Raw genomic sequence first — 22903 nt, 5'->3', positions numbered from 1 at the left:
TATTGACGCACCGGGACCCGCCGACACGTGCCGGCACGCGCCGGAACGCATCGGGACGCATCGGGACGCGCCGGGTGGACGCGACAACGAACGACAGGGAGGCCCACGTGGCGGAGCCGAGCCGACGGGGAGTCCTGGGCCTGGCCCTGGTGGCCGCCGCCACCACCTCCTGCGGCCCCCGCCACCCCGGGGCCGCCGCCGCGGCCCTCGCGCCGCACCCCAGCGCCGCACCCTCCGGTACCGCCCCCGCCGGAGCGGCCACCCCAGCCGCCGCGCACCCCGGCACGGCGCAAGAGAACGCCCTGCCCGGCACGCCCGGCTGGGAGATCACCGACCCCGGCAGGCCCGGCTCCGTCGAGGGCTTCGCCGACCGGGTCAGCGTGCTGCCCGGCGAGACCTTCGGCCTGCACGTCTCCACCTCCGCCCCCGCCTTCACCGTCTCCGCCTACCGCACGGGCTGGTACGGCGGCGCCCGGGCCCGCCTGGTCTGGCGCCGCGAGCACGTCCCCGGCACCCGGCAGGCCGCCCCGCACGTGGACCCGGCCACCCGCACGGTGCTCACCGGCTGGCAGCGCACCCTCGCCGTGGAGACCGGCGGCTGGCCCGAGGGCGCCTACCTGCTGCGCCTGGACGCCGAGGACGGCTCCGGCCGCTCCTACGTGCCGCTCACCGTCCGCTCCGCCACCACGGCCGGCAAGGTGGTGGTCATGAGCGCCCCGGCGACCTGGCAGGCGTACAACGAGTGGGGCGGTTACAGCCTCTACAACGGCCCCTCCGGCACCCTCGCCACCCGCTCCCTGCGGGTCGTCTTCGACCGGCCGTACGACTACGACCACGGCGCCGGGCTGTTCCTGGTCTACGAGGCGCCGCTGGTCGCGCTGGCCGAGCGACTGGGTCTGCCGCTGGCCTACACCACCGGGATCGACGTGGCCCGCGAGCCGGGCCTGCTGCGCGGGGCCGCCGCCGTCCTGTCGCTCGGGCACGACGAGTACTGGTCCCCCGAGCAGCGCGCCGCCGTGACCGCGGCCCGCGACGCGGGGACCAACCTCGCGGTCCTGGGCGCCAACTGCTGCTTCCGCCGGGTCCGCTTCGAGCCCACCGAGCTGGGGCCGGACCGCACGGTCGTCTACTGGAAGGACGCCTGGGCGCAGGACCCGGGCCACCGGGCGGGCGCGCCCGCCACCACCGACTTCCGCACGGGCCCGGGCGCCGACCCGGAGAGCGCGATGCTCGGGGTCATCTACGACGGCTACCCGGTGGACGCCCCGTACGTGGTCACCTCCCCCGACCACTGGATCTTCGCGGGGACGGGCGTGGCCGCCGGGGCGTCCTTCCCGCACCTGGTCGGCGTGGAGTACGACCGGGTGAACACCGCCTTCCCCACCCCGCGCCCGATCGAGGTGGTCGCGCACTCCCCCGTCGTCTGCGAGGGCCGCCGCTCCCACGCCGACACCGCCTACTACACCGTGCCCTCCGGCGCCGGGGTCTTCGCCACCGGGACGATGCGCTGGGTCGAGGCCCTCGACGCCCACGGGCCGGGCGGCGGCAGGGCCGACCACGGCATCGACTCCCACGCCGGGGACCTCGTGCGCACCGTCACCGAGACGGTGCTGCGCGCCTTCGCCGCCGGACCGGCCGGCCGCACCCACCCGGCCGTCGACAACCTCGCCGCCGTCTACGGCTCCTGAGCGGGCGTCAGGCCACCGGCGGCGCGGTGAAGGTCTCCGCCGGGCCGAAGCCCATGTAGCGGTACTTGGTCACCTCGGTCCGGTTGCCCAGCACCACCGTCTGCTCCCCCTGGACCACCCGGCCGAGCCGGTCGAGCCACAGGTGACAGTCGGCCTCCGTGGCGCCCTCGATCGCCATCCGGGCGCCGTTCCCCCCGTCCACGCGGCGCACCTGCTCCGCCGTGAGCCTGGCGGCCACGTGGTACACCTCGACGCCCCCGACCTTCTCCATGCCGCGGCGGGCGGCGGGGCCGGTGCCGAGGATCGCCTTGGCGTACGCGGAAGCCTGCCCGGCGGCCCCCGAGACGCCGTCCCCTTCGACCCGGCGCCAGGCACCCTCGCCGCCGGGCCTCTCGTAGGAGACCCCGTCGACGGTCTTCTCCTCCTGCCACGACATCCCTGGGACGACGCCCTCCGTCTTGCGCACGGTCTCGCTGCCGGCCGTCCTGGTGTTGAAGTTCAGCCGGCCGTCGACGGTGTCCGTGATCCGGTCGGCCCCGTTGCTCTCCTCGACGGTCAGGTGGACGGTGGCGGAGTACGGCTCCCGGGTGCGCTGGGCCAGGGCGACCTCCGGGTCGAAGGCACCGGCGGCGTCGACCGGCGCGCCACCCGCCTCGGACGCGGCCCCGGCGGCGGAGGTCCGGCCGGAGTCGGAGGAGGTGCAGCCGGTGAGCACGGCGAGCGAGAGGAGGAACGCGGAGACGGGGACGGCGGTGCGGCGCATGGCGGGGCGGTTCCTCCGGGGGTGGGGGCGGTCGTTCGGCGGGGCGGTGCTGCGACGGCACTCACGTTCGTTCAAGAACGTGCAAAGCCGATCAAGGTCGGGGCAGCATGCCACAAGGACGCATCGCAGTCGAACGGGTTCCGGAGGCAGGACGGGCGGTGCCGGGCGGGCACCCGTGGTAGGAGGGGGTGACGCGCACGGATACACTCACACGGTCTACTGCGGAGCAGGTCGTCGCGGGTGGCCGGGCCATCCGGCCGGGCGGCGGCGGCCTGAGAAGGTGCAAGGGAAACAGAACATGGTCGAGGGCTCCCCCAAGGTCGTTGTCGTCGTCCCCACGTACAACGAGCGGGAGAACCTTCCGGTCCTGGCGGGGATGCTCACGGACCTCGCGGTGCCCAACCTGCACCTGCTGGTGGTCGACGACGGTTCGCCGGACGGCACCGGTGAGGTCGCCGAGAAGCTGGCCGCCGATTCCGGCGGCACGGTCGGCGTGCTGCACCGCACCGTCAAGGACGGCCTGGGCCGCGCGTACCTCGCCGGCATGGCCAGGGCGCTGGACGAGGGCGCGGACATCGTCATCCAGATGGACGCCGACCTCTCGCACCCGGCCTCGGCGATACCCGAGATGCTCCGCACCCTCCAGGACGGGGAAACCGCCGTGGTGATCGGCTCGCGCTACGTGCCGGGCGGCTCGACGGCCTCGGAGTGGCCCTGGCACCGCAAGGCGCTCTCCGCCTGGGCCAACTTCTACGTGAACGCCATCCTGGGGCTGGGCGTCAGGGACGCCACCGCCGGTTTCAAGGCGTGGCGGGCGAGCACCCTGCGGGCGATCGACCTGCCGTCGGTGCGCAGCAACGGCTACTCGTTCCAGGTGGAGATGAACTACCGCGTGATCAAGCGGGGGCTGACCATCCGCGAGGTGCCGATCCGCTTCGAGGAGCGGATCGAGGGGATGTCGAAGATGAGCCTCGGGGTGCAGGTCGAGTCGGCGCTCGCGCCGTGGAAGCTGCGCTTCGACCGCGACGACCGGGACGACCGGAGCTGACGACCGCCCCCACCCGGCCGCGCGGAGGTCCCGCGTCCGGGTCAGGGTCGGGCCGACCGGCGGTGTGAACGACGGCCACGGGGAAAGAAGGGCCTCATGGCCCTCGTCCCGGAGTCACTCGTTCCCGAGCCCGTTTCGGCCCTGCTCCGCCGGGGCGCCCGCGAGCCGTTCGTCGTCCAGACCGTACGAGCGACGGTGGCCGCCACCCTCGCCTACGCCGTGGCGACCTGGCTCAGCAGTGAGCCCGCACCGCTGACGGCGCCCCTGACCGCACTGCTGGTGGTCCAGGTCACCGTCTACTCGACGCTCAAGACCAGCATCCGCCGGGTCAACTCGGTGGTGGTCGGGGTGCTGATCGCGATCGGCTTCAGCGCCGTGGTGGGGCTGTCCTGGTGGAGCCTCGGGCTGATCATCCTGGCCTCACTGGTGATCGGCCGGTTCGTCCGGGTCGAGGAGTTCGTCCAGGAGGTCGCGATCAGCGCGATGCTGATCCTGGGCGTCACCAAGCTCGCCTCCCAGGCATGGGACCGGGTGCTGGAGACACTGATCGGCGCCACCGTCGGCCTGGCGTTCAACCTGCTCTTCGCCCCGCCCGTGTGGGTGGACACCGCCGGGGAGGCCGTCGAGGGCCTGGCCCGGCGGGCCCGCCAGCTGCTGCTCGACCTCGCCGAGGAACTGGCCGGGCCCGTCCCGGTGTCCCTTGCCGCCGAGCGGCTGCACGAGGCGCGCAGGCTCGACCAGGCCATCACCGAGGTGGACGCGGCCATGCGCCAGGCCGAGGACAGCCTGCGGTTCAACCCCCGGATCAGCGAGGGGCTGCTGTCCCGGCTGGTGCTGCGCACCGGGCTGGACACCCTGGAGATCTGCGTGGTGGTGATCCGGGTCCTGGCCCGGTCGCTGACCGACCTGGCCAAACGGCGCCGGCCCGGCGAGCGCCTGTTCCCGCCGGAGGTCGCGGTGGGCCTGGAGGAGCTGTTCGCACACGTGGGCGGGGCGATGGTCAGCTTCGCCGTACTGGTCACCACTCAGGTCAGCCGGAACGCGGCGGAGGCCGAGGAGCGGCTGGCCGCGGAACTGGCGGCGGCCTGGAGCTGTCGGGAGAACGTCGCCCAGCTGCTGCTGCGGGAGGTCCAGGAGCGCCCGGAAGCCTGGCAGCTGCACGGCTCGATACTGGCCGAGGTGGACCGGATCCTGGACGAGCTGGACCTCGACCACCGCAGCAGGCGGCTGATGGAGGAGCTGGACCGGGCGTCGGTGGAGAGCCGGGAGCGGTTCACCCGCTTCGCTCGGCTGAGGGAACGGCTCCGGGGCGAAAGCGGGAGGCGTGGCGGGCGCGGGAAGCGCCCGGCGGCGAACGCCGGGCGCTGAATCCGCACAGGAGTCCGCACAGGAATCCGGGCAGGAATCCGCGCAGGATCGTCAGGGCATCAGCCAGGGCTGCTGCGGCAGCGGGTGGCCGGTCTCCAGGTAGGTCTTGAGGTTGGACAGTACCGCCGACCAGCCGTGTTCGACGTCCGCCCGCTCCGCCTCGTCCGCGTTGGTCAGGGCGTGCCAGACGCGCTCGGGGGTGGCCCGCAGGTAGACGGTGATGCGGAAGTCGGGGGCCGTCACCGGATCAGCCCGCGGCCGCGTCGAGCAGCGGCTGGATCTCGATCTTGCGCATCTTCATCATCGCGCCCATGACGCGGGCGGCCTTGTCCCGGTCCTCGCCGCTCACGAGGTCGAGCAGGATGCGCGGGGTGATCTGCCAGGAGAGGCCGAAGCGGTCCTTGAGCCAGCCGCACTGGCTCTCCTCGCCGCCGTCGGCGGTGAGCGCGGCCCAGAGGCGGTCGACCTCCGCCTGGTCGTCGCACTCGACCTGGAGCGAGACGGCCTCGGTGAACTGGAACACGGGGCCGCCGTTGAGGCCGACGTAGGGGCGGCCGTCGAGCTCGAAGGAGACGGTCATGACCGTGCCCGGCTCGCCCGCGCCGGCGTCGGGGTAGCGGGAGATCCCGGTGATCCGCGAGTTCGGGATCAGCGAGGTGTAGAAGGTGGCGGCCTCTTCGGCCCGGCCGTCGTACCAGAGACACGTGGTGATTTTCTGCATGGGCCCGACCGTAGCGCCGGGCTACGACAACGCGGCCCCGCCACGGCCGGGGGTCACCGGATCGGCGCCCCCGGCCAATTGACGGACCATCACACCGGACGGTGGTGCATCAGTGCACCCAGCCCGCGTAGCGCTGGGCGAAGCGCAGCCCGGTGTGGGCGGTGACGGTGACGTCGTAGCGGCCCTGCCTGTCCAGCGGCCAGGTCAGGTTGACCTGCTTGCCGGGCTTGACGCGCACCGTCCTCGCGCTGCCCGCGAAGTCGTTGGGCGCGGCGGTGAAGGAGACCTCGGTGAGGCCGTCGTTGGCGACCTGGAGGGTGAGCTTGAGGTCCCCGTGCAGGTCGGCGGTCACGATCGGCACACCGATGTCGTTCTGCCCGTTCTGCCCGTCCTTGCCGTCGCGTACGACGGTGCCGGCGAAGCGGCGCACGAAGCCGTCCGGGCCGTGGACGGTGAAGTCGTAGCGGCCGTCGGTGGCGGCGGCGTCCCAGACGTGCTGGGCCTTGGCGCCGGGGGCGACGGTGTACGGGGTGCCGGCGAAGGGCAGCAGGATGTTGGGGTAGACGGTGTACGGGAAGGCCACCGAGCCGTCGTTGGTCATGGTGCAGGTGACCTTGCCGCCGACCCGGTCCACCTCGACGTCGGCCCACGGCTGGTAGGGCAGCGGCCGGTGCGGGCGCTCGCCGCGCTCCTGGACGGGCATCGACTGGGCGCCGACGGCCGGCAGGGCGACGCCGGGGAGCTTGGTGCCCGCGTCGGCCTTGGCCATCAGGGCGTTGGTGTCGGGGAGCTCGGGAATCGAGAAGTCGGGGGCGGCGAAGTCGAAGCAGCTGGTCAGGTCGCCGCAGACGGCGCGGCGCCAGGCGGAGATGTTGGGCTCGGCGACGCCGGTGACCAGCTCCATGAAGCGCAGCACGGAGGTGTGGTCGAAGACCTGGGAGGAGACCCAACCGCCGCGCGACCAGGGCGAGGCGACCCACAGCGGCACCCGGTTGCCCAGGCCGATGGCGCGGCCCTGGGCGAACTCCTCGGGGGTGCCCTCCTCGGGGGTGGGCGGGACCATGTGGTCGAAGTAGCCGTCGTTCTCGTCGTACATGACGAGGAAGACGGTGTGCTCCCACACCGCGGGGTTGGACATCAGCGACTGCAGCGCCTGGTTGACCCAGTGGGCGCCGTAGGCGGGGCCGGCGGCGGGGTGCTCGGAGAAGAGGTAGGGGGCGACCAGCCAGGAGATGGTCGGCAGGGTGCCGTCCTTGCAGTGGCGGTCGAAGTCGGTGGGGTCGAACTTGGTCATCGCGTTGACGTAACGCGGGTCGTCGTGCGGGAAGTTGTGGAACTGCTTGAAGTAGGAGAGCGCGTTGTCGTCGTAGTCCCCGGTGCGGTCGTCCTTGCTGGGGTTGTGGTAGACGCGCCAGGTGACGCCGGCCTTCTCCAGGCGTTCGGCGTAGGTGGTCCAGTCGGCGACGGGGTTGTCGGTGACGGGGGTGTTGTCGATCCAGGGGCCGGTGGTGCCGTCGCGGCCGGGGCCGGCGGTGCCGGTCCACAGGTAGAGCCGGTTGGGGTCGGTGGGGCCGGCGAGGGAGGTGAAGTAGGCGTCGCAGACGGTGAACGCGTCGGCGAGGGCGTACTGGTAGGGGATGTCGTCGCGGGTGAAGTAGCCCATGGTGCGCTCGCCCTTGGCGGCGATCCACTTGTTCATCGCGCCGTTGTTGATGGCCTGGTGGCCGGTCGCCCAGTCGTGGGCGAGGCCACCGGCGTTCTGGGCGTTGTACTTGGCGGTGTCCATCCGGTACGGCAGCATCGCCCCGCCGTCGCTGCGGCGGGTGTCGGGCTGGCGGAAGACGTCGGAGCCGTCGGGGAAGCGCAGGGCCTGCTTGTCGCCGAAGCCGCGTACGCCGGAGAGGCTGCCGAGGTAGTGGTCGAAGGAGCGGTTCTCCTGCATGAGGACGACGACGTGCCTGACGTCCTTGATGGTGCCGGTGGCCTCGGCCTCGGGGCGGGCGGCCGCGGCGGGGGTGGCGGCGGCGAGGCCCGTCAGGGCGGTGGCGCCGGCGGCCGCGGTGGCGCCGACGAAGGTGCGGCGGGAGAGCTCGGGCATCTCGGACCGGCCTTTCAGAGCTGGAAGGTGGCGACGGCGGCGGCGGTGTCGGAGGGCCACTCGTTTGCGGCGGCGTTGGGCTCGGCCTGCGGCCAGCCGGTGACCAGGGTGTGGGCCTCGACGAGCTTGAGGGCGCCCGCGTACCAGACGTAGTCGATGCGGTCCTGCGGCTCGGGCTTCTCGCCGCGCCGCCTGCGGGTGGGCGACCAGGTGGCGCCGGGCGCCTTGGCCGGGTCGGGGTTCTCCTCGCGGAAGGCGTCGGTGAGCCCGGCGCCCTGGACCGCCTTGCTGACGGGCCAGGCGATCGGCCCGACGCCCTGGTGGGCGGCGGCGGTGGCGGCCGTCCAGTCCTGGTGGGAGGGCGAGGAGAGCGCGCCGCCGAGCACCACCGTCAGCGTGCGGCCGAGGTCCTCGCGGAGGGCGGCGGCCAGGGCGGTGGCCTGCCTGGCGCGCAGCGAAGCCTTCTCGGCGGCCTCAACCTGGGCGGCGCCCTGGCCGTCCTGGACGGCGTACGGGCCGTAGCCGGTCTCGTCCAGGTGCGCGGCCCAGAAGCGGACGGTGCGGCCGCCGGGCAGGTTCACGGTGGCGGCGACGGCGGGCAGGTCGGCGGTGGCCGCGCGCAGGTCGGTGAGCGGGTGTCGGCTGAGGATGCCGACGCTGCCGGGGCTCTGGTGGGCGTACCAGCCGAGGGCGTCGGCGAGGGCCTTGGCCCGCTCGCCGGCCGTCTCCTGGAGGGCGAGCACGTCCAGGCCCTGACTGAGCACCACCCGCAGCTGCTTCTCCAGCGCGTCGGTGTGGGCGGCGCCGGCGTCGTGGAGGTTCCAGCTCGCGGCCTTGAGACGGGGGCGGGCCGCGGCGTCGGCGACCGGGACGAGCAGGGTGACGGTGTCGACGGCGCCCGCGGAGTCCTTGACGCCGACGACGATCGGCTCGGGGTCGCCGGTGGCGGCGGGGGCGGTGCCGGTGACGGTGCCATCGGCGCCGACGGAGGCCCAGGCGGGGCCGCTGACCTTGCGGTAGGAGGCGCTGCCGGCGGGGTTGCCGGCCGGGCGGGCCCACAGGCCCCCGAGCTTGACGCTCACCTTGCTGCCGGGGGCGACGGGCGCGGTGGTGAGGGCGTCGACGGCGGCGTGCGGGGGCACGACGGCGGGCTTGGGCCGGAAGCTGAACGGGGCGCTCCGGGCGAGGACCTCGTAGCCGTCCTTGGCCAGCAGGTACGCGGTGTACGGGCCGCCGGTCAGGGCGGAGGTGTCCAGTTGGACGTCGCCGGAGGCGGCGGCGGTGTACTTCCACAGCAGCGAGGAGCCGGTTCCGGGCTTGCGGCTGCCGTCGTAGATCCCGACCCAGTTCTTGGCGTCGGGGGCGTCGGTCGTCCAGTGGAAGGTGAGCCGGTCGCCTTCGAGGGGGCTCGCGGAGGAGGTGAGGGTCAGGGCGCTGCCTGCGGCCACGGTTGTCCTGTCCGCCGCCGGGCGCCCGGTCCGCCGGGGGACGGTGCCGGGGCCGCGCGCGGCTGGTCACGGAGACTGAGAGGGAGTGCCGCACAGTTGGCTGTACAACTGCGGGCGGCCTCATTCATCCGAAGACCAGCGACCGGCGCGTGAACGACGCGTGACGCAGCGTCGGGCGGTTCGCGAACTGCTCGGGTCGGGCGTCAGGCGTCGAGCTCAGACGTCGAGCTCAGACGTCGAGCTCAGGCGTCGAGCCTCAGGCCAGGGCGAGGAACAGCTTCTCCAGCTCGGCCTCGCTCATCGGCGGGGCGTCCCCGTCCGAGGCGGCCATGCACTGGCGCATCCCGCTGGCGACGATCTTGAAGCCCGCCCGGTCCAGGGCGCGGGAGACCGCGGCGAGCTGGGTGACCACGTCCTTGCAGTCGCGACCCGCCTCGATCATGGCGATGACTCCGGCCAACTGGCCCTGTGCGCGGCGCAGTCGGTTCAGGACCGCGCCGACCGCCTCCTCGTCCACCTGCATGCCGGGCCGCCTTTCACGTTCGTCTTTCAGAGGACAAGTGTACCGGGCGGGGTATTCATTCCCCGGCGCGCTGGGCCCTAGGCTGTGTGCCGAGCACATGGCAAGTCGATCATCAGATGAGCTGTTTGCGAATTCCGGGCCGCAGGTGGAGGGGACTACGACCGTGGGATACGAGACCATGTGGGAGCCCGGCGAGGCCGGCATCCCGGCCGACCTGCGGCCCGACGTCCCGCACCCGGCGCGGATGTACGACTACTACCTCGGCGGCAAGGACAACTTTCCCGCCGACCGAGCCGCCGCCGAGAAGGCCCTCGCGGCCAACCCCGAGTTCCGCTCGACCGCCCGCGCCAACCGGGGCTTCCTCACCCGCGCGGTGGGCTTCGTCGCCGGACTCGGCCTCGACCAGTTCCTCGACATCGGCACGGGCATCCCCACCGCCGGGAACACCCACCAGATCGCCCGGTCCGTGATCCCCACCGCCAGGGTCGTCTACGTGGACAACGACCCGATCGTGCTCAGCCACGCCCGCGCCCTGATGGCCGGCGCCGGCCCCGGGCGCAGCACCGTCCTCCAGGCCGACCTGCGCGAGCCGGCCGCGCTGCTGAAGGCCGTGCGGGCCGAGCGGGTGCTCGACTTCGAGCGGCCCGTCGCCCTCGTGCTGGCCGCCGTGCTGCACTTCCTGCGCGAGGAGGACGAGCCGTACCGGGCGCTGGCCACCCTGCTGGAGGCGCTGCCCTCCGGCAGCCACGTGGTGCTCTCGCACGGCACCGCCGACTTCATCCCGGCCTCGGTGCGCGACCGCGTCACCGGCGTGTACGACCGGGCCACCGCGCCGCTGGTCGGGCGCAGCCGGGAGGAGGTCCGGGCCTTCTTCGACGGGCTGGAGCTGCTGGAGCCCGGCGTGGTCACCGTCCCGCTGTGGCGCCCCGACGCTCCCCCGGCGCCGGGTGCGGAGCGGGTGAGCATGTACGGCGCGGTGGCGCGCAAGCCGTAGTTCCCCACGTGGTGGTGCGCGGGCCGTGGTCCGTGGTAGTCCCAGGTGGACGACACATTGGGGGGTTTTTACCACCGCCCCGGCCTCCCTCCCGCGGATAGCGTCGAGGGGACGGCCCCGGGTACGGGGTCGTCCCACGGGGAGTCCACAGGGACCACGCAGCAGCTAGTGGGGGGTAACCGTCATGCGTCACCACCGTCGTTACACGGGGATCGTCGTCGTCGCAGTTCTGGCCACCGGGCTGATCAGTGCCTGCGACCCGACCTCCGTCACGGAGAAGACCTTCAGCGACGACGCCACGGTGTCCGAGAAGATCACCGCCGTCCGGCTCGACAACTCCGCCGGGGACCTGACCGTCCACGGCAAGTCCGGCACCGACAAGGCGTCCGTCCATCGCAAGGTCGCCTACCACAACGACAAGCCGGGCGGCTCCACCCGGGTGGAGAACGGGGTGCTGGTGCTGGGCGGTTGCGGGCACCTGTGCGCGGTGGACTACACCGTCGAGCTGCCTCCGGGGCTGCCGGTCACGGGGTCCGGGTCCGCGGGCGGGATCAAGCTCACCCAGGTCGGGGACGTGAACGTCAAGACCGACCACGGCGACATCTCGGTGGAGGACGCGGGCGCGGTCGAGGTGCGCACCAGCAACGGCGACATCAAGGGCACCACGCTCAAGGGCGACCACACCACGGCCAAGACCGACAACGGCGGGATCAAGCTCACCCCGGGCAAGGCCCAGAACGTCAAGGCGAACACCGACAACGGCGACGTCACCGTCGTCGTGCCGGCCGGCTCCTACAAGGTGAGCGCCGGGACGGACATCGGCGAGAAGCACGTCGGGGTGACCAACGACGCGAACGCCAAGTTCAAGATCGACATCGGCTCGAACATCGGCGACGTCACCGTCAAGTCCGGCTGAGGCTCCTCGGGCCCCGGAGTCGCCCCGCAGGCGGGAGTTCGAGGACGGGCCCGAGCCTCAGGCCGGGCGGCCCGGCGGGACGAGGCCCGACTGGTAGGCGATGGCCACCAGTTGGGCCCGGTCGCGCGCGTCGAGCTTGGACATCGCCCGGTGGATGTGGGTGCGCACCGTGAAGGGGCTCACGAACATCCGCTCGGCGATCTCCTCGTTGGTCAGGCCGGTGGCGGCCATCGACATGACCTCGCGCTCGCGGGCCGTGAGGACGGCGAGGCGCTCCGCCGGGGCCGCGGCGGCGAGGTCGGGCTGGGCGAGGAACTGGTCGATGACGGCGCGGGTGGCGGCCGGCGACAGCAGTGCGTCGCCGGCCGCCACCGTGCGTACGGCGGCGAGGAGTTCCTCCGGGGCCGCGCCCTTGCCGAGGAAGCCGCCGGCGCCCGCGCGCAGGGCCTGGGCCACGTACTCGTCGATCTCGAAGGTGGTGAGGATCAGCACCCTGGTGCCGGAGAGCTCCTCGTCGCCGCAGATGGCGGCGGTGGCGCCGAGTCCGTCGGCGCCGGGCATGCGGATGTCCATCAGGACGAGGTCGGGCCTGGTGGCGCGGGCGAGTTCGACCGCCTCGCGGCCGTCCGCGGCCTCGCCGACGACCTCCATGTCGTCCTCGGCGTCGATCAGCACCCGGAAGGCGCCGCGCAGTAGGGCCTGGTCGTCGGCGAGCAGTACGCGGATGGTCATGCGCGATGGTCCTTGTCGTCTCGTACGTCTCGTACGTCTCGTACGTCTCGTGCGTCTCGGCCGTCTCGTGCGTCTCGTGCGGCCCGGTGGTCGGCCAGGGCGGGGGCGCCGTCGCGGCTGCCGGTGCGCAGCGGCAGTTCGGCCGTGACCAGGAACCCGCCGTCCGGGCGGGGGTCGGCGGTGAGGCGCCCGCCGACCGCGCCGGCCCGCTCGCGCATGCCGATCAGCCCGAAGCCGCCCTCCCCGAATCCGACCTCCCCGGGCCCGGGCTGGGACAGCGCGCCGGGGCGGTGGCGGCCCGCGGGGGCGGGGCGGCCGTTGGCGACGCTGAGCGCGACCCGGCTGCCGCTGTAGGCGAGGGTGATCTCGGCGTCGGCGCCGCTGGCGTGCTTGGCGACGTTGGTCAGCGACTCCTGGACGATCCGGAAGGCCGTGAGGTCCACGCCCGGGGAGAGCGGGCGGGCCTCGCCCTCGACGGTGAGCCGCACGGGCAGGCCCGCCCGTTCGAAGCTGTGGATCAGCTCGGGCAGCTGGTCGAGGCCGGGGGCCGGCTCCAGCGGGGCGGGCTCCTCGGCGCGGCGCAGCAGTCCGACGGTGGCGCGCAGCTCCTGGAGGGCGGAGCCGGTGGCCTCGGTGATGTGGCTGAGCACCTCGCGGGCCTGGGCGGGGTGGCGGTCCATGAGGTGGACGGCGATGCCCGCCTGGGCGTTGGCCAGGGCGATGTGGTGGGCGACGACGTCGTGCAGGTCGCGGGCGATGCGGATGCGCTCGTCGGCGACGCGGCGGCGGGCCTCCTCCTCGCGGGTGGCCTCGGCGCGTTCGGCGCGTTCCCGGATCGCGGCGAGCTGGACTCGGCGGTTGCGGATGGAGTCGCCGAGGGCGCCGGGCAGCAGGGCCCAGGCGAGGACGCCGATGCGCTCGCCGATCGGACCGCCGGGGCCGAAGGCCAGCGTCATGCCGGTGAGCAGGACGGCCGTGGCGACGGAGGCGCGGAAGGCGGTGGCGCGGTCGGTGCGCACCGCGAAGAAGTAGAGGGCCAGCAGCAGCGGGGTCGCCAGCATGGGGGTGAGCCGGGGGCTGATCACGCTGAGGGCCATCGTGCAGCCGAGGGTGACGGCGACGACGGCGTAGGGGTGGCGGCGGTGGAGGAAGACGGCGAGGGCGGAGACGGTGGCGACGGCGACGGTACTCACGCCGGGCATGACCCAGTTCCCGCCGTACTGGTCGACGGTGGCGCCGAGCCCGGTGATGACGATCAGCAACGCGCCGCCCAGGACGTCGAGCAGCCGGGGGTGGTCGCGGCGCAGTCGCTGCCAGGTGTCGCTCATGGTGGTGCTCCGCGTCCGAGTGATCTGCGCGTCCATTGGTCTACGCGTCCGATGCTCCGCGGGGGCCGTCCCGGACGGAACGGCCCCCGACTTGCAACGGTAAACGGTCCGGGGCCGGTCAGACGGTGACCGGCTCCCGCTCCGGGGCCGCCTCGGGGGCGGCGGTGTGGAGCTTGCTGCCCTCGACGTCCACGTCCGGGACGATCCGGTCGAGCCAGCGCGGCATCCACCAGGCGCGGCGGCCGAGCAGGGCGAGCACGGCCGGGACGATCGTCATCCGGACGACGAAGGCGTCGAAGGCGACGGCGGCGGCCAGGCCCAGACCCATCATCTTGATCATGGGCTCGCTCATCCCGATGAAGCCCGCGAAGACGGCGATCATGATGAACGCGGCGGCGGTGACCACCCGGGCGTTGTGCCGGAAGCCGGTGACGATCGCCTCGTGCGGGCTCTCGCCGTGCACGAAGCCCTCGCGGATGCGGGTGACGAGGAACACCTCGTAGTCCATGGCGAGGCCGAAGACCACGCCGATCATGAAGATCGGCATCATGCTCATCACCGGGCCGGTCTGCTCGACGCCGATCAGGTCGGCCAGCCAGCCCCACTGGAACACCGCGACGACGGCGCCCAGCGCGGCGGCCACCGAGAGGAGGAAGCCGAGGGCCGCCTTCAGGGGGACGAGCACCGAGCGGAAGACGACGAGCAGCAGCAGGACGGCCAGGCCGACCACCACCGCCAGGTAGGGCAGCAGCGCGTCGCTGAGCTTCTGCGAGACGTCGATGTTCATCGCGGTGGTGCCGCTGACCAGGACGGTCGCGCCGGTGGCGGTCTTCAGGTCGGCCGCCTTGCCGCGGATGGTGTGCACCAGGTCCTTGGTCCTCGCGTCGCTCGGACCGGTCGCCGGGATCGCGTTGACCAGGGCGGTGTCCCCCGCCTTGTTGAACACCGGCGGCGACACCCTGTCCACCCCGGGCACCGAGGAGACGGCCTTGACGACCTCGTTCGCGGCGCCCTTCGGGTCGGCGGTGCCCTTGACGTCCACCAGGACGGTCAGCGGGCCGTTGAAGCCGGGGCCGAAGCCCTCGGAGAGCTGGTCGTAGGCGCGGCGCTGGGTGGTGGAGGTGGGCTTGGACTCGTCGCCGGGCAGGCCCAGGTTCAGGTCCAGGGCGGGGGCGGCGAGCACGCCGAGCCCGATCACACCGCCGAGCAGCACGGCGAGGGGGCGGCGCAGCACGAACCGGGCCCAGCGGGAGCCGCCGTTGTCGCCGGTGCGCGGGGCCGCGCCCTCGGGGGCCTTGCGGACCTTGCGCGGCAGCACCTTGCGGCCGATGAAGCCGAGCAGGGCGGGCACCAGGGTGAGCGCGACCAGCACGGCGATGACGACGGTGCCGGCGGCGGCCATGCCCATCTTGGCGAGCATCGGGATGCCGACCACGGAGAGCCCGGCCAGGGCGATGACCACGGTGAGGCCGGCGAAGACCACCGCCGAGCCCGCGGTGCCCACGGCCCGTCCGGCCGCCTCCTGGGGCGTGCGGCCCTCGGCGAGTTCGGCGCGGTAACGGGAGACGATGAAGACCGCGTAGTCGATGCCGACCGCCAGGCCCAGCATCATCGCCAGCGTGCCCGTCGTGGTGGACAGGCCCAGGGTGCTGCCGAGCGCGGCGATCAGCGACATGCCCAGGCCCACGCCGACGATCGCGGTGAGCAGCGGCAGGCCCGCGGCGACCAGCGAGCCGAAGGTGATCACCAGGACGACGGCGGACAGCGCCATGCCGATCGCCTCGCTGCTGCCGCCCGCCTCGGGCTTGGCCATCAGCGCGGTGCCGCCGACCTCGACCTTCAGTCCGGCGTCGCGGCCGTGCTGGGCGGCCTGCTCCAGGGCGGTGGTGGCGCCGTCGGACAGCTTGCCGGCCTTCACCGAGTAGCTGACCGTCGCGTACGCGGTGGTGCCGTCCTGGGAGACGGCGTGCGCCTGGAACGGGTCGACCGCGCCGGTGACCTCCTCGGCGTGGGCCAGTTCGGCGACGGTGGCCTCGACGGCCTTCTTGTTCGGCTCGGCGGTGATCTTCTGACCGTTCGGCGCGACGAACACCAGGCGGGCCGAGGCACCGTCCGCGTGGCCGCCGGGGAAGCGCTCGTTCATCAGATCGAACGCCTTCTGCGCCTCCGTGCCGGGCATCGCGAAGCCGTCGTCGGGCGCCGCGGGTGCCTTGGCGGCGAGGACTCCGCAGACGGCCAGCACGGCGACCCACAGCAGGGTCACCAGCTTGCGCCGGGCGAAGGCCCATCGGCCCACTCGGTACAGGAACGTGGCCACGGAAGTGCGGCCTCCTTCGGGTTCGGTGCACGGTCTCGGAACGCGCGGCGAGCGGCCCGCACGCCGGTTCCGGCGCGGTCCGCCCGCAGCATGTCCCATCGTTGATCGCCGACCCCTCCCCCGTCGTCGTCCCTGTGCAGGCCGTACGCGTACTGCGGACGCAGTACGACCGGCGCCGTCACCCGTGCGGGCGGTGCGGCGGGCCGCGGCGGGCCCCGCGAAGTAGCGTGATGTGCCTGGCCCGACCGTCTCCTCGACGCTCGGTACGACCTGACCCCGATCGGTGCTGACCCCAGCCCGCCGCCGGAGGTGTCCCATGGGCGTTCCAGCCGCCCGCATCGTGTTCGACGAGAGCGACCGCGCGGCCGTCGCCGAGGCGGTGACGGAGATGCTCGCCACCGGCGCCCTCACCCTCGGCCCGTGGACGGAGCGCTTCGAGCAGGCGTTCGCGGCCGAGCACGGCGCCTCGCACGCCGTGGCGGTCGCCAGCGGGACGGCGGCGCTGGAGGTGATCCTGCGCACCGTCGACGTGCGCGGCAGGGACGTGGTGGTGCCGGCCGTGACCTTCTACGCGACCGCCGGCGCCGTCGTCCACGCGGGCGGGCGGCCGGTGTTCGCCGACGTCGACCCGGCCACCCTGGCCCTGTCCCCCGAGACGCTGGCCGCCGCCCTGACCCCGGACACCGCCGCCGTGGTGCTGGTGCACGTCGGCGGGATGATCACCCCGCGGGTGGACGAGCTGCGGGCGCTGTGCGACGGGCGCGGCGTGCCGCTGGTCGAGGACGCCGCGCACGCGCACGGCAGCAGCTTCGACGGGCGCAGCGCCGGGACCTTCGGCCTGGCCGGGGCGTTCTCCTTCTACCCGACCAAGGTCACCACCAGCGGCGAGGGCGGCATGATCCTCACCGAGTCGCCGGAGCTGCGCGACGAGGCCCGGATCTACCGCGACCAGGGCAAGGGCTCCTTCACCACCAACCACCACGTGCAGCTCGGCCACGCCTGGCGGATGAGCGAGCTGCACGCGGCCACCGGCACGGTGCACCTGCGCCGGCTCAAGGAGTTCATCGAGACCCGCCGGGCCGTCGCCCGCCGCTACGACGACGCGCTGGCCGGCCTCGACGGGCTGGAGCCGCTGACCGAGCCGGCCGGAAGCCGCGGCAACTACTACAAGTACGTGGCCCTGCTGCCGCGCGGCACGGACCGGGCGGCGTTCAAGCGGGCGGTGGCCGAGGAGTTCGGGGTGCGGCTGTCGGGCGAGGTGTACGACCTGCCGCTTCACCTGCAGCCGGTGCTGGAGCCGTACCGGCGCGGGCCGCTGCCGGTGGCGGAGGACGTGTGCGCCCGGCAGATCTGCCTGCCGGTGCACTCGGACATGACCGAGGACGAGACGGAGCAGGTGATCGAGGCCGTCTCGACGGTGCACCGGCGCCTCGCCGGGACCTGAACAGCTGAAGGATGAAACGAATGAGACGGCTGGGACGGATGAGTCGGATGAGTCGGATGAAGGGAGCGGGGCCGTGCGGATAGCCGTCACCGGAGGATGCGGGTTCATCGGCTCGCACGTCGTGGACCACCTGATCGCGGCCGGCCACGAGGTGCTGGCGGTGGACACCACCGACAAGTACCTCAACCCCGACGCCGAGCACGCGCGCATCGACGTCCTCGACCTGCCGGCCCTCACCGCCGCGCTGGCCGGCAGCGAGGTGGTCTACCACCTCGCCGCCATGGCCGACGTCGAGCAGGTCACCGCCGACCCGGTGGGCGCGGTGCGCGCCAACATCGACGGCACCGAGACCGTCCTGGAGGCCGCCCGGCGCAGCGGCCTGAGCCGCACCGTCCTGGCCAGCACCGTCTGGGTGTACGGCGCCGCCCTCGCCGACCAGCAGCTCGACCAGCTCGACGGCGAGGAACAGGAGCTGGACGAGCACGCGCCGATCGCCCTGGAGCACAGCGGCCACCTGTACGTGGCCACCAAGCTCGCCGCCGAGATGCTGGTGCACAGCTACCGCGAGCTGTACGGGCAGCACTTCACCATCCTGCGCTTCGGCATCCCGTACGGGCCCCGGATGCGCGACGAACTCGTCGTCGCCCGGTTCGTACAGGCGGCGCTCGCCGGGCGGCCCATCACCATCGCGGGCGACGGGCGGCAGAGCCGCAACTTCGTCTACGTCGAGGACCTCGCGGACGCGCACGTGCGGGCCCTGTCCCCCGCCGCCGAGGACCAGACCTTCGCGCTGGAGGGCTCCACCGCCATCTCCATTCGCGACATCGCCGACACCGTGGACGAGTTGCTCGGCCCGGTCACCATCGAGCACATCCCCGGGCGCAAGGCCGACTACGCGGGCCGGCGGATCTCCTCCGCCCAGGCCAAGCGGCTGCTCGGCTGGTCGCCGCGCACCAACTTCACCGAGGGGGTGCGGCGTTACGCCCAGTGGTACCAGGACGCCGCCTCCGCCTCGGGCTGACCGGTGCCGCACGCCCTGCTGGTCTCCGGCTCCCTCGGCCAGGGACACGACGTGATGGCGCGGGCCTGCGCCGACACCCTGGAGGAGCGCGGCTGGACCACCTCCACCGTCGACGCGATGGCCCTGCTGGGCCGCCGCTCCGGCGCCGCCGGGGAGGCCGTGTTCCGGCGGCTGCTCGACCTGCCCGGGGTCTACGACGCGTTCCACTTCTCCGCACTGCGCCCCGGTGCCCGGATCGCCCTGGCGGCCGACGCCGCCGCCCGCTCCAAACTCGTGCCCGCGTTACGGGAGTTGGTGCAACGGCAGCGGCCGCAGCTGGTGGTGTCGGTGTTCGCCACCGCCACCTCGGCCGTCAACGCCCTGCCCGGGCGGGACTTCCGGCACTTCGTGTTCTGCACGGACGTCACCCCCCACCGGCTGTGGGTGCAGGAGGGCACCGACCTGTTCCTGGTCACCTCCGAGGTGGCCGCCTGCGCCGTACGCCGCTACCTGCCGGAGGCCGGGATCGCCGTACTGCCCGCGCCGCTGCGCGCGCCGTTCTACCGGCCGCCCGGGCGCGCCGAGGCACGGGCGGAGGCCGGGGTGCCGACGGGGGCGCGGTGCGTGCTGCTGATGTCCGGCTCCTGGGGGCTCGGGCCGCTCGCCCGCTGCGCCGCCGCCCTGGCAGCGGCCGGGCCGCACGTGCTCGCCGTCGCCGGGCGCAACCGGGAGCTGGAACGGCGGCTGCGCGCCGCCGCCCTGCGCGAGCCCCGGCTGCACCCCTACGGCTACACCGACCGGGTGCCCGCCCTGATGGCAGCGGCGGACCTGGTGGTGACCAGCTCCGGCGACACGTGCAGCGAGGCCCGGGCGATCGGGCGGCGGCTGCTGCTGCTCGACGTCGTCCAGGGGCACGGGCGGGACAACCTCCAGCACGAGCTGGAGCTCGGCCACGCCGACGTCGCCTCCGCCCGGCCCGAGGAGGTGGTGCGCGGTGCGCTCGCCGCGCTCGACCGCCCGGCGCCCGCCCCCTCCCCCGGCGCCACGCCGGACGGCTGGCGGGCGGGGTTCGGGGCGGCGCTGGAGCGGGTGGGGCTGGCGTAGGCCCGGTCCGGCCTCAGGGAGTCGGTGCGGGCCGAGGGCTCGGTGCGGGCGCTCAGTGCGGGAAAGGCGCCCAGCGCAGGAAAGGGGCTCGGTGTGGGAAAGGGCCTCAGTGCAGGCCGAAGGCGCCGGAGCAGGTGAGGGTGCCGGAGACGGTGCCGTTGGCGCCCAGCTCCTCCTTGACGGGGAAGTCGGTGAGCTTGGCGCTGTCGCCGGTGCGGCTCGCGTGCTCGCCGACGGCCGCCCTTCCCTTCCACTGCTGCGGGCGGGTGCTTCCCTTGACGGTCAGCAGCAGCTCCGCCTGGCCGTCCTTGAAGATCACCGAGGCGACGAGCACGTTGGCGCTCCTGGGAGTTCCCGTGACGGTGAGGAGGCCGCCCGGCTTGGCCTCGCCGACGCAGCCGACCTTGTCGAACTCGTAGGTGCCGCCGCCCGAGCCGCTGAGCGTCAGGGAGCCGCCCCCGCCGGAGGTGCCCGGGACGGAGGGGAGGGTCGGGGCGCCGGGCTTGGCCGGCGTGGTGGTGGAGGTGGCGTCCGGGGTGGCCGGAGCGCTCGGGCCCGAGGAGGTGGCCTGGGCGCCGACGGAGGCGGCGGCCGGGGCCTTGGAGTCGGAGCCGCTGGAGCAGGCCGTCGCCACGAGGGCGGTCAGGACGGTCAGCGCGGCCACCGGGACGGCGGCGGCGCGCAGTCTGCGCGAGGTGCGGGTGGTGGTCATGTCGGTGTCCCCCCGGGTGGTGATGGTGTCGGCCCTGACGACGCGTCCACCCGGGCACCCGGTTCCCGAACGGGCGCTCAGGTCACGGCAGTTCGCTGCGGCTCACCGGAGCGCCGTTTCGGGGGCGGGACGGCGTGGTCGCGCAGCGGGCCCAGGGTCAGGCCGTGGGTGCGGCAGTGGGCGGCGAGGGCGGGCAGGGCGGCGAGGGTGGCGCGCCAGGAGCCGGTGGCGGAGGTGCAGTCGGAGTCGTGGAGCAGCAGGGTGGCGCCGCCGGTGAGGCCCGGGCGGGCGGTGGCGTAGACGCTCGCCCCGGTGGCCTGGGCCGTCCAGTCGCGGCCCCAGGCCGTCCACAGGACGGTGCGCAGGCCCAGGCGGCGGGCGGCGAGGGCGGGCCCGGCGGTCAGGACGCCGTACGGAGGGCGGTACCAGAGCGGGCGTACGCCGCACAGGTCGGTGACGGCCTCGGTGGCGCGGCGCAGCTCGCGGGCGTCGCGGGCGGGGGCCGGGTACCACTGCTGCCGGTGGTGCCAGCCGTGCACGGCGACCTCGTGGCCGCGCAGCACCAGCTCCCGGCCCAGGTCGGGGGCGCGTTCCAGCATGGCGCCGAGGAGGAAGAAGGTGGCGCGGGCGCCGAGTTCGTCGAGCGCGTCGAGGACGTACGGGGTGCTGGCCGGGTCGGGGCCGTCGTCGAAGGTGAGGGCGACGTGCCGGGGGTCGGCGCCGTGGCCGGCGGTGCGGCGGGCCAGGGTGCGGCGCAGCGGCGGGAGGCGGACGGCGGCCGGGGCCAGGTGCAGGAACTCGACGGCGGCGGCAGCGGCAGCCGCCTTCGGCAGGGCGCTCACCCGAAGCGGGAGGCCATGCGGCGGAAGAAGCCCGGGGCGGCGCCGTGGATGCGGGCGGGCAGGCCCAGCCACTGCGGCACGAAGAGGCGGTCGCGCTGGGTGGTGATGCTCGCGACCACGGCGTCCGCGACACGCTCGGCCGTGACGGGGCGGGGGCGTTCGCGCTGGTAGGGGGTGCCGCGCCGGTCGAAGAACGGGGTGTCCACCGCGCCCGGGAGGATCATGCGCACCCCGACGCCGGTGCCGCGCAGCTCGTACCAGAGGCTCTCGGCGAACATCGCCAGGCCCGCCTTGGTGGCCGAGTACCCGGATTCCTCGCGGACGCCGACCTGGCCGGCCATCGAGCCGAGGAGCACGATCCGGCCGCGCCCGCGCTCCAGCATGCCGGGCAGCAGGAGGCGGACCAGGCGCAGGGGGGCGGCGAGGTTGACCTCGATCATCCGGTCCAGGGTGTCGGAGGGGGTGCGTTCGTACGGGCCGCGCCAGCCGAGGCCCGCGCTGGCGACCAGGGCGTCGACCCGGCCGGTGGCAGCGAGGGCGGCCTCGGCGAGGCGGGCGGGGCCGTCCGGTTTGGCGAGGTCCTCGGGCAGGGCGCGGCCGCCGGTGCGGTCGGCGAGGGCGTCCAGGCGGGTGCGGTCGGTGCCGGAGAGCAGGGTGCACCAGCCGGCGTCGGCCAGGCGGGTGGCGGTGGCGAGGCCGATGCCGGAGGAGGCCCCGGTGATCAGGGCGACCGGGCGGGCGTCGGGGGTGGCCTGGGGTTCGTCCGGCATCGCGTTCCTGCCGCTCTGTGGGCGCTTCGCCGTCCGATTTGTCCGGCAAGTCACCTTCGCACGGCGGAGCCGTCCGGGCGACCGGGGCCCGGGGCCGGCTCGGGCCTGCGCGCTTCGGCGGGCCCGGCGGACTCGGTGGGCTCGGCGGACTCGGCGGGCTCTGCGGGCTCTGCGGGCTCTGCGGGCTCGCCCTCGAGTTCGCCGAAGCGGGAGAGGAGGAAGGTGCCGCCCACGGCGATCGCGAAGCCCGTCAGGGCGCACCAGGCGTAGCCGGGGCGGGCGGCGTCGCCGAGTGCGGCCACGCCGACCAGGGCCGGGCCGAAGGTCTCGGCGACCGTCCCGGCGGCGGTGGCGGCGGTGACGGTGCCGCGCTGCAGGGCCAGGGCGTACGCGAGGTAGCCGCCGAGGCCCCCGACGACCAGGGCGTACGCCGCCGGGTCGGTGAGGAGGGTGACCACTCCGGAGGCGTCGAGGACGCGGACGGCGAGGCTGGTGACACCGAAGCCCACGCCCGCGAGCAGCCCCAGGCCCGCGGCGGCGGGGACGCCCTCGCGGCGGGCCAGGACCAGGGTGAGCAGCAGCATCACGACGGTGGTCGCCAGCAGGGCCCAGTGGAAGGCGGCGGGCGCGTACTCCCGGCCCTCCCGGCCCGAGCCGAGGGCCAGCAGCGTCAGGCCGACCACGACGGCGAGGATGCCCGCGACGTCGCTGCGGTGCAGGCGGGCGCCGAGCATCCAGACGGCGGCCAGCGCGGTGACGGCGAGGCTGGCGTTGGTGACGGCCTGGACCGTGAAGAGAGGCAGGCTGCGCAGGGCGACGATGCTCAGCACGAAGCCGAGGATGTCCAGCAGCGTGCCCGCCACGAACTGCCAGGAGCGGACGAGCGCGGCGAGCAGCCCGGCCCGCACCCGGTCCGCGCGGGGGGCGGAGCGGGCGCCGCGGGCCTGGAAGACCGCGCCGAAGCCGAAGCAGACGGTGGCGACCAGGGCGGTGGCGAGTCCCAGCAGCATGCCTCTCCCGTCCCGGGGTGTGGGGCAGCATCGGTTGGCACCACCAGTCTCTGCCAGGTGGGGTGGGGGCGCACGGG

Annotated in this window: 21 protein-coding genes; 8 read left to right on the top strand and 13 right to left on the bottom strand. The window is 74.0% G+C overall.

The features are described 5' to 3' along the window. Positions 1–107 precede the first annotated feature (107 nt). Complete coding sequence (locus IH61_RS0111990; RefSeq protein WP_051836878.1) at positions 108–1688, top strand: N,N-dimethylformamidase beta subunit family domain-containing protein; 1581 nt, start codon at positions 108–110, stop codon at positions 1686–1688. Between the two features lie 7 nt (positions 1689–1695). Here IH61_RS0111990 and IH61_RS0111985 read toward each other — a convergent pair whose 3' ends face one another. Beyond that, positions 1696–2451 carry a hypothetical protein gene (locus IH61_RS0111985; RefSeq protein ID WP_031068619.1) on the bottom strand — a complete coding sequence of 252 codons (756 nt, stop codon included), beginning with the start codon at positions 2449–2451 and terminating at the stop codon, positions 1696–1698. 298 nt (positions 2452–2749) lie between these two features. On the opposite strand from IH61_RS0111985, the gene IH61_RS0111980 reads away from it, so the two are divergent. Both IH61_RS0111980 and IH61_RS0111975 read left to right on the top strand, forming a co-directional pair. Continuing rightward, the gene (locus tag IH61_RS0111980; RefSeq protein WP_031068618.1) at positions 2750–3499 is read left to right on the top strand and encodes a polyprenol monophosphomannose synthase; all 750 of its coding nucleotides are present in this window, start codon (positions 2750–2752) and stop codon (positions 3497–3499) included. 96 nt (positions 3500–3595) lie between these two features. Next, positions 3596–4867, top strand: coding sequence for an FUSC family protein (locus IH61_RS0111975; protein WP_037972404.1), 1272 nt, complete (start codon positions 3596–3598; stop codon positions 4865–4867). A 51-nt stretch (positions 4868–4918) separates the two neighbouring features. Here the strand turns inward: IH61_RS0111975 and IH61_RS47725 are convergent, their stop codons facing one another. The 5 genes from IH61_RS47725 to IH61_RS0111950 form a co-directional block, all read right to left on the bottom strand. Continuing rightward, a complete protein-coding gene (locus IH61_RS47725; protein WP_031068615.1) occupies positions 4919–5110 on the bottom strand; it encodes a hypothetical protein in 192 nt (63 codons plus the stop codon). Positions 5111–5114: 4 nt separating this feature from the next. After that, the gene (locus IH61_RS0111965; protein ID WP_031068612.1) at positions 5115–5588 is read right to left on the bottom strand and encodes a VOC family protein; all 474 of its coding nucleotides are present in this window, start codon (positions 5586–5588) and stop codon (positions 5115–5117) included. Between the two features lie 109 nt (positions 5589–5697). Continuing rightward, positions 5698–7686: a phosphocholine-specific phospholipase C gene (locus IH61_RS0111960; protein ID WP_031068610.1), complete on the bottom strand. Its 1989-nt coding sequence runs from the start codon at positions 7684–7686 to the stop codon at positions 5698–5700. A 14-nt stretch (positions 7687–7700) separates the two neighbouring features. After that, positions 7701–9134 (bottom strand): endonuclease/exonuclease/phosphatase family protein, encoded by a 1434-nt coding sequence (locus IH61_RS0111955; RefSeq protein ID WP_031068608.1) that lies wholly within the window; start codon positions 9132–9134, stop codon positions 7701–7703. Positions 9135–9390: 256 nt separating this feature from the next. Continuing rightward, positions 9391–9657 (bottom strand): metal-sensitive transcriptional regulator, encoded by a 267-nt coding sequence (locus IH61_RS0111950; RefSeq protein ID WP_031068606.1) that lies wholly within the window; start codon positions 9655–9657, stop codon positions 9391–9393. A 163-nt stretch (positions 9658–9820) separates the two neighbouring features. Between IH61_RS0111950 and IH61_RS0111945 the strand changes: the two genes are divergently transcribed. Together IH61_RS0111945 and IH61_RS0111940 are read left to right on the top strand one after the other, a co-directional pair. Then, complete coding sequence (locus IH61_RS0111945) at positions 9821–10651, top strand: SAM-dependent methyltransferase (protein ID WP_420713897.1); 831 nt, start codon at positions 9821–9823, stop codon at positions 10649–10651. Positions 10652–10835: 184 nt separating this feature from the next. Then, a complete protein-coding gene (locus IH61_RS0111940) occupies positions 10836–11567 on the top strand; it encodes a DUF4097 family beta strand repeat-containing protein (RefSeq protein ID WP_031068602.1) in 732 nt (243 codons plus the stop codon). Between the two features lie 57 nt (positions 11568–11624). Here the strand turns inward: IH61_RS0111940 and IH61_RS0111935 are convergent, their stop codons facing one another. The 3 genes from IH61_RS0111935 to IH61_RS0111925 form a co-directional block, all read right to left on the bottom strand. Then, positions 11625–12299 (bottom strand): response regulator transcription factor, encoded by a 675-nt coding sequence (locus tag IH61_RS0111935; protein WP_031068601.1) that lies wholly within the window; start codon positions 12297–12299, stop codon positions 11625–11627. After that, entirely contained in the window at positions 12296–13627 is a 1332-nt protein-coding gene (locus IH61_RS0111930; protein ID WP_078911040.1) for a sensor histidine kinase, read from the bottom strand. Before IH61_RS0111930 ends, IH61_RS0111935 begins: the two co-directional genes overlap by 4 nt. 118 nt (positions 13628–13745) lie before the next feature. Further along, positions 13746–15944, bottom strand: coding sequence for an MMPL family transporter (locus IH61_RS0111925; protein WP_031068596.1), 2199 nt, complete (start codon positions 15942–15944; stop codon positions 13746–13748). Positions 15945–16260: 316 nt separating this feature from the next. Between IH61_RS0111925 and IH61_RS0111920 the strand changes: the two genes are divergently transcribed. The 3 genes from IH61_RS0111920 (at position 16261) to IH61_RS0111910 (ending at position 19492) form a co-directional block, all read left to right on the top strand. Beyond that, entirely contained in the window at positions 16261–17388 is a 1128-nt protein-coding gene (locus IH61_RS0111920) for a DegT/DnrJ/EryC1/StrS family aminotransferase (protein ID WP_031068594.1), read from the top strand. A gap of 73 nt (positions 17389–17461) precedes the next feature. Further along, positions 17462–18409 carry an NAD-dependent epimerase/dehydratase family protein gene (locus IH61_RS0111915; RefSeq protein ID WP_037972401.1) on the top strand — a complete coding sequence of 316 codons (948 nt, stop codon included), beginning with the start codon at positions 17462–17464 and terminating at the stop codon, positions 18407–18409. Between the two features lie 3 nt (positions 18410–18412). After that, a complete protein-coding gene (locus tag IH61_RS0111910; RefSeq protein ID WP_031068590.1) occupies positions 18413–19492 on the top strand; it encodes an MGDG synthase family glycosyltransferase in 1080 nt (359 codons plus the stop codon). Positions 19493–19598: 106 nt separating this feature from the next. Here IH61_RS0111910 and IH61_RS42830 read toward each other — a convergent pair whose 3' ends face one another. The 4 genes from IH61_RS42830 to IH61_RS45835 form a co-directional block, all read right to left on the bottom strand. Next, positions 19599–20204 (bottom strand): hypothetical protein, encoded by a 606-nt coding sequence (locus tag IH61_RS42830; protein WP_031068588.1) that lies wholly within the window; start codon positions 20202–20204, stop codon positions 19599–19601. A 77-nt stretch (positions 20205–20281) separates the two neighbouring features. Beyond that, entirely contained in the window at positions 20282–21046 is a 765-nt protein-coding gene (locus IH61_RS0111900; protein ID WP_031068586.1) for a polysaccharide deacetylase family protein, read from the bottom strand. Next, positions 21043–21816 carry an SDR family NAD(P)-dependent oxidoreductase gene (locus tag IH61_RS45840; RefSeq protein ID WP_051836876.1) on the bottom strand — a complete coding sequence of 258 codons (774 nt, stop codon included), beginning with the start codon at positions 21814–21816 and terminating at the stop codon, positions 21043–21045. Before IH61_RS45840 ends, IH61_RS0111900 begins: the two co-directional genes overlap by 4 nt. A 50-nt stretch (positions 21817–21866) precedes the next feature. Beyond that, the gene (locus IH61_RS45835) at positions 21867–22826 is read right to left on the bottom strand and encodes a hypothetical protein (protein ID WP_051836874.1); all 960 of its coding nucleotides are present in this window, start codon (positions 22824–22826) and stop codon (positions 21867–21869) included. Between the last annotated feature and the right edge of the window lie 77 nt (positions 22827–22903).

The sequence above is a fragment of the Streptomyces sp. NRRL WC-3742 genome, from assembly GCF_000720635.1.
In the GTDB taxonomy this organism is placed as follows: Bacteria; Actinomycetota; Actinomycetes; order Streptomycetales; family Streptomycetaceae; genus Kitasatospora.
Note: the sequence above shows the minus strand (reverse complement) of the source record. Positions and strands in the feature narration are given on the sequence as shown.

Bases quoted from the DNA above. Each gene is read 5' to 3' on its own strand.
- IH61_RS0111960 (WP_031068610.1), bottom strand. From the start codon at position 7,686: ATGCCCGAGCTCTCCCGCCGCACCTTCGTCGGCGCCACCGCGGCCGCC.
- IH61_RS0111985 (WP_031068619.1), bottom strand. From the start codon at position 2,451: ATGCGCCGCACCGCCGTCCCCGTCTCCGCGTTCCTCCTCTCGCTCGCC.
- IH61_RS0111965 (WP_031068612.1), bottom strand. From the start codon at position 5,588: ATGCAGAAAATCACCACGTGTCTCTGGTACGACGGCCGGGCCGAAGAG.
- IH61_RS45835 (WP_051836874.1), bottom strand. From the start codon at position 22,826: ATGCTGCTGGGACTCGCCACCGCCCTGGTCGCCACCGTCTGCTTCGGC.
- IH61_RS42830 (WP_031068588.1), bottom strand. From the start codon at position 20,204: ATGACCACCACCCGCACCTCGCGCAGACTGCGCGCCGCCGCCGTCCCG.
- IH61_RS0111950 (WP_031068606.1), bottom strand. From the start codon at position 9,657: ATGCAGGTGGACGAGGAGGCGGTCGGCGCGGTCCTGAACCGACTGCGC.
- IH61_RS0111935 (WP_031068601.1), bottom strand. From the start codon at position 12,299: ATGACCATCCGCGTACTGCTCGCCGACGACCAGGCCCTACTGCGCGGC.
- IH61_RS0111975 (WP_037972404.1), top strand. From the start codon at position 3,596: ATGGCCCTCGTCCCGGAGTCACTCGTTCCCGAGCCCGTTTCGGCCCTG.
- IH61_RS0111930 (WP_078911040.1), bottom strand. From the start codon at position 13,627: ATGAGCGACACCTGGCAGCGACTGCGCCGCGACCACCCCCGGCTGCTC.
- IH61_RS0111980 (WP_031068618.1), top strand. From the start codon at position 2,750: ATGGTCGAGGGCTCCCCCAAGGTCGTTGTCGTCGTCCCCACGTACAAC.
- IH61_RS0111940 (WP_031068602.1), top strand. From the start codon at position 10,836: ATGCGTCACCACCGTCGTTACACGGGGATCGTCGTCGTCGCAGTTCTG.
- IH61_RS0111920 (WP_031068594.1), top strand. From the start codon at position 16,261: ATGGGCGTTCCAGCCGCCCGCATCGTGTTCGACGAGAGCGACCGCGCG.
- IH61_RS45840 (WP_051836876.1), bottom strand. From the start codon at position 21,816: ATGCCGGACGAACCCCAGGCCACCCCCGACGCCCGCCCGGTCGCCCTG.